4 protein-coding genes are annotated in these 4,649 nt (G+C 74.8%); all 4 read right to left on the reverse strand.

The window, feature by feature from the left end:
• Positions 1-73: 73 nt before the first annotated feature.
• Entirely contained in the window at positions 74-1,459 is a 1,386-nt protein-coding gene (locus tag ACFV0G_RS20435) for a GNAT family N-acetyltransferase (protein WP_380549469.1), read from the reverse strand.
• Positions 1,460-1,567: 108 nt separating this feature from the next.
• Complete coding sequence (locus tag ACFV0G_RS20440; protein WP_380549472.1) at positions 1,568-3,007, reverse strand: pyridoxal phosphate-dependent decarboxylase family protein; 1,440 nt, start codon at positions 3,005-3,007, stop codon at positions 1,568-1,570.
• 97 nt (positions 3,008-3,104) lie between these two features.
• Positions 3,105-3,995 carry a hypothetical protein gene (locus ACFV0G_RS20445; RefSeq protein ID WP_380549475.1) on the reverse strand — a complete coding sequence of 297 codons (891 nt, stop codon included), beginning with the start codon at positions 3,993-3,995 and terminating at the stop codon, positions 3,105-3,107.
• A gap of 195 nt (positions 3,996-4,190) precedes the next feature.
• Positions 4,191-4,649 (reverse strand): ricin-type beta-trefoil lectin domain protein (locus ACFV0G_RS20450; protein WP_380549478.1); only part of this gene is annotated, 459 nt, incomplete at its 5' end.

The raw sequence follows: 4,649 nt of genomic DNA on the forward strand, positions 1-4,649 counted from the left end.
GCCCGACGGGGGCTCGTCCCCGGTCTGGGCCAACCGGCCGGTGCCCGCGTCTGCCGACGCAGAGGCAGTGGCCTCAGCGGCCCGGGCGGGTCGGCCAGGGGGCGGGCAGCTGGTCGGCCGCCTCCGCGAGGTGCGCGGTGATCACCAGGGTGCCCTCCTCCACCTGGTAGTCCAGCGGTGCGGACAGCTTGCGCATGGTGGAGATCAGCCCGGTGTTGGAGGAGTGGGTCACCGCGTACACCCGATCCACCCCGGCCTCCAGAGCCAGTGCGGCCATCCGGCGGAGCAGGTCCACCCCGAGGCCGCGCCGCTGCCGGTCGTCCTCGACCAGCAGGGCGACCTCGGCGCTGTCGTCGTCCCACATCAGGTGGGCGAGCGCGACGATCCGGCCGTCGCCCTCCTCGACCGCCAGGGTCTGCCCGTGCCGCGGGTCGAGCAGGTGGTCGAGGTACTTGTCGGCGTCCTTCACCGGCCCGTGGTACCGCTTGCGCAGGGTGTCCGGCGAGCAGCGCCGGTGCATCTCGAGCGCGGCGGTCTTGTCGCCGGGGTCGGCGCGGCGGACGGTCAGGTCGGCGCCGGCCGGCTGGGCGAGCCGGGCCTCGACCTTCGGGACCCGGGGGCCGAGCAGGCTGTCCAGCTCGACCAGGGCCTGCCCGCGGGCGAACTCGGTCGGGGTGAACGGCAGGTTGGGCCGGGTCAGTTCGATCAGGTCGCCGCCGGGCACCGGCAGCCGCATGACGTGCCCGTCCACCCCGGCGGGCGCGGTCCGGCCGCGGTCCGGGTACTGCCGGACGGTGCACCGGCCGAACAGCTGCCGCAGCGCGACCGGCAGTTCCGCTGCGTCCAGCGCCGTCCGGGTGGCCAGCGCGAGCACGTGCGTGGGCGCGTCCACCAGCTCGTGGGCGTCGGCCCGCTCCGTCCAGATGTCGTGCCCGCCGGCGGCGGCCACCGCGGCGGCCAGCTCGGTGCGCTCCAGGCCCTGCGGGGCGCGGACGAAGAACTCGTCCACCGCGCCGCTCGGCAGCGGGTGCGACTGCATCGAGACGATGTTCACCCGGTGCGCGGCGAGCGCCGTGCACACCCGGGCGAGGCTGCCCGGTGCGTCCTCGACGGTGGTGCGGATCCGCCAGAGGGTGCCGGCCTCGAAGTCGTCGAGCGGCCCGGTCACGGCGTCCCCGGGCGGCGCATGGGTGTCGGGGGCCGGCGGCCCGTGCGGCCTCCGGTGCGCCCACCAGGCGTGGAACACCGCGGTGGCGAGCAGGGCCACCGCGGAGACCCCGAGCACGGCCGGGCCGTCGTGGCCGTGCACCACGACGTTGGCCACCAGGTCGGCGGTGGCCACGGCGAGGAAGATCGCCGCGAGTTCGACGGTCTCTCTGCGCCAGCGGTGGGTCCGGGCGGCGCGCCGCTGGGCGCGCGAAGGAGCGGTGGCGGTGGTGGCAGTCGTGGTCTCATCCATGCACACATCGTGTCGCGCCGGTGTTTCACGATCACGAATCCCCCGTGACCTGTCGGTAAATGTCTGCGCGGGTCGCCCGGACCCGGGACCGGGCGACCCGCCCGGCGGTCAGTCGGTGTCCGTACGGCCCGTCAGTGCGGCGCCGCAGGCGAGCACTTCGTCGATCAGCAGGCGGACGTCCGCCTCGGTGGTGGTCGCGTTGAGCAGGCACGCGCGGAGCATCTCATGCCCCCGCAGCACGGCGCCGGTGACGAACACCCGGCCGCGGGCCTGGACGGCGCCGGGCAGCTCGCGGTTGACCCGCTCCACCGCCTCCTCGGCGAGGCCGGCCGGGCGGTAGCGGAAGGCCACGATCGAGGTCTCCACCGGCGCCAGCAGCTCCAGGTCGTTGGTGGCCCCGACCAGCTCGCCCAGCCGTCGGGCGAGCGCGGTGGTGTGCGCGATGTCGGCGGCCACGCCCGTCCGGCCGCGGTGCGCGATGGTCGCCCACACCTTGAGCGAGCGGAACGGCCTGGTCTGCTCGGTGCCGTACTCGGAGAACCAGCCGAGCGAGCCGGCCGCCTCGTCGCGCAGGTACGAGGGGACCAGGCTGAAGGTGCCGCGCAGCTCGGCGGTGTCGCGGACCAGGGCGCAGCCGCAGTCGACCGGCACGCCGAGCCACTTGTGCGGGTCGAGGGCGATCGAGTCGGCGCGGTCCATGCCCGCGTAGCGGTGCGCGATCGCCGGGTCCAGCACGCCGAAGGCGCCGTACGCGCCGTCCACGTGCAGCCACAGGCCCTCGCGCCCGGCGAGGTCGGCGATCGGGTCGAAGGCGTCCACCGCGCCGGTGCCGACGGTGCCCGCGGAGGCGACCACCAGGAACGGCAGCCGGCCGGCCGCGCGGTCCTCGGCCACGGCGGCGGCGAGCGCGGCGGTGTCCAGCCGGCCCTCGGCGTCGGTCGCCACGGTGCGCAGGTGCCGGCTGCCGAGGCCGAGCAGCTCCCAGGCCTTGCGGACACAGGAGTGGGTCTCGCCGGTGACGTACCCGGTGAGCGGCGGCAGTGCGGCGAGGCCGTCCTCGCGGACGTCCACGCCGGCGCGGCGGGCGGCGCGGTTGCGGGCGGCCGCCAGGCACACGATGGTGGCCATCGACGTGCCGGAGGTGAGCAGGCCGCCGCCGGCCGGGTGCGGGAAGCCCACCAGCTCGGCGATCCAGCGCACCACGGCCCGCTCCAGGTGGACGTCGGCGTGGTCGCCGCCGGCCGAGCTCGGGTTCATCGCGGCGGCGGCCAGGGTGGCCAGCACCCCGGCGGGCTGCGGCGCCGAGTTGACCCAGCCGAAGAAGCGCGGGCTGCCGTTGCCCATCGGGGCGGTCATGATCCGGTCGCCGACCGTCTTGAGCAGCTCGTCCAGCGGAGTCCCGGCCTCCGGCAGCGGCAGGTCGAGCAGTGCCTGCCGCTCGGCCTCGGCCATCGGCTGCCAGACCGGTCGGCCCGGCAGGCCGTCGAGGTAGTCGGCGACCAGGTCGGCGGCGCTGCGGGCGGCGGTGCGGAAGTCCTCGGAAGTCATGGCGGTGCGGCTCCAGGGTGGGCGGGGCGGCGGGGCCGGCGCGGCTTCCTCGGCGCACCTGCGTGGCGGATCATCGTACGCCCACGTCCCGTTCCGGTCAGTCGAGGGTCTTGGAGAGCCCCCCGGCGGCCCGGCAGTACCCGGCGATCTCCTTGCCGGTGATCTGCGAGCAGAGCTTGGCGGCGGCCCCGGACTCCGTGTAGTTGACCGTCCAGTAGCTGACCAGGCCCTGGGCGCAGGCCTTGCGCTGCCAGGTGTCGGCGGCGGTGGCGCACTGCTGGGCGGCCCAGTCCGGCCGGTCCAGGTTGTACTTCATGATCCGGGAGCCGGCGCCCCGGCTGCAGTCCTCGCCGCCGCCGGTGGCCTGCGCGTTGAGGCACCACTTCAGCACGTTCGCGAACGCCTCCGGGTGGTTCGCGTAGTCGTGCGAACTCAGGTAGAAGGTCGGCGCGTAGAAGTAGCAGGCGGACTGGAACAGCGCGGGCTGCTCGGGGCAGGGGTAGAGCGGCTCGGCGGCGATCTTGTCGGCGGGCAGGTTGGCCTTGGCCTTCTCGTCCTCCTCGTCGGGCGCGAACAGCTGCATGAACAGGCCCTCGGAGCAGGTGATCTTCCGGCTGGTGGTCGGGAACTTGTCGCACAGGTCGCGGGCGGCCGGGATGTCCTGCTTGGTGACGAACATGATCCCGTGCCCGATGCCGTGGATGCACGGCCCGGTGTTCTGCGGCGCGCACAGCGTGAGGATGTCCGCCTGCGGGTTCTTGGAGTTCGCCAGCATCTCCTCGACGGCACCGTGCAGGTAGCCGGCCGCACAGGTCTCGTGCGGGAAGGAGATCACCTTCTGGAAGTCCTCGTGGTACCGCTGGACGGCGGCGTGGCCGAGCTCGTGCGCGATCGGGTGGCAGAACCGCACGGTGTACGGCTTCGCCTTGGTGATCCCGTCGAGGTCGGCCAGCGCGACGCCGGGGTCGGTCGCGTCCATCTCAGCCATCAGCTTGTTCCGCAGCGTCGAGCGGGTCCACACCGCCGGATCACCGGTGGGGGAGGGCGACGCGGGCGCCGCCGTGGCCCCGGGCGCCCCCCCCGACGGGGGGGCGCGCCCGGGGGCCGGGGGGGCCGGGCGCCCACGCCCCAGGTGTCCGGCCCCGGCGCGCGCCCCCCCGGCCCGGGGCGGCCGCGCCACGGGTCAGCGCAGGGTGATGATCTGCCAGCGCTGGTTCGGGTGGATGAACTCGCCGCAGTCGCGGACGAAGACGGCGTCACCGTCGGTGTCCAGGCACTGCAGGGTCTGCTTGTTCTGCACGGTCACCACCGGGCCGGCCTTGTTCTTCTCCCACCAGTGCTGGTAGTCGCCGCTGTTGCAGGCATGTGCGTAGGCCCAGGTGCCGTCGTTGTCGAGGCACTGGCCGGAGGCGACGCCCTTCTCGACCACCGACCCGTCGCCGAGCACCTCCCGGTCGTACTCCTGGTGCAGGTCGCCGGCGTCGCACGTCCGCAGCCGGTAGTTGTGGCCGCCGCCGGGCGTGTCGAAGACGCACAGGCCGAACGAGGCGCTGCGCAGCAGCACCAGCGGCCCGGGGCCGCCCTCGGCCCGGGCCGGGGCCGCCACCCCGGCGCCCCGGCGGGCGAGGGGCCCCGCGCGCGC

Source organism: Kitasatospora sp. NPDC059571, from assembly GCF_042735675.1.
Taxonomy (GTDB): domain Bacteria; phylum Actinomycetota; class Actinomycetes; order Streptomycetales; family Streptomycetaceae; genus Kitasatospora.

What these genes read in the sequence shown, in the direction of transcription:
- ACFV0G_RS20435 (WP_380549469.1), bottom strand. Translation starts at nt 1,459, where the DNA reads ATGGATGAGACCACGACTGCCACCACCGCCACCGCTCCTTCGCGCGCC.
- ACFV0G_RS20440 (WP_380549472.1), bottom strand. Translation starts at nt 3,007, where the DNA reads ATGACTTCCGAGGACTTCCGCACCGCCGCCCGCAGCGCCGCCGACCTG.
- ACFV0G_RS20445 (WP_380549475.1), bottom strand. Translation starts at nt 3,995, where the DNA reads ATGGCTGAGATGGACGCGACCGACCCCGGCGTCGCGCTGGCCGACCTC.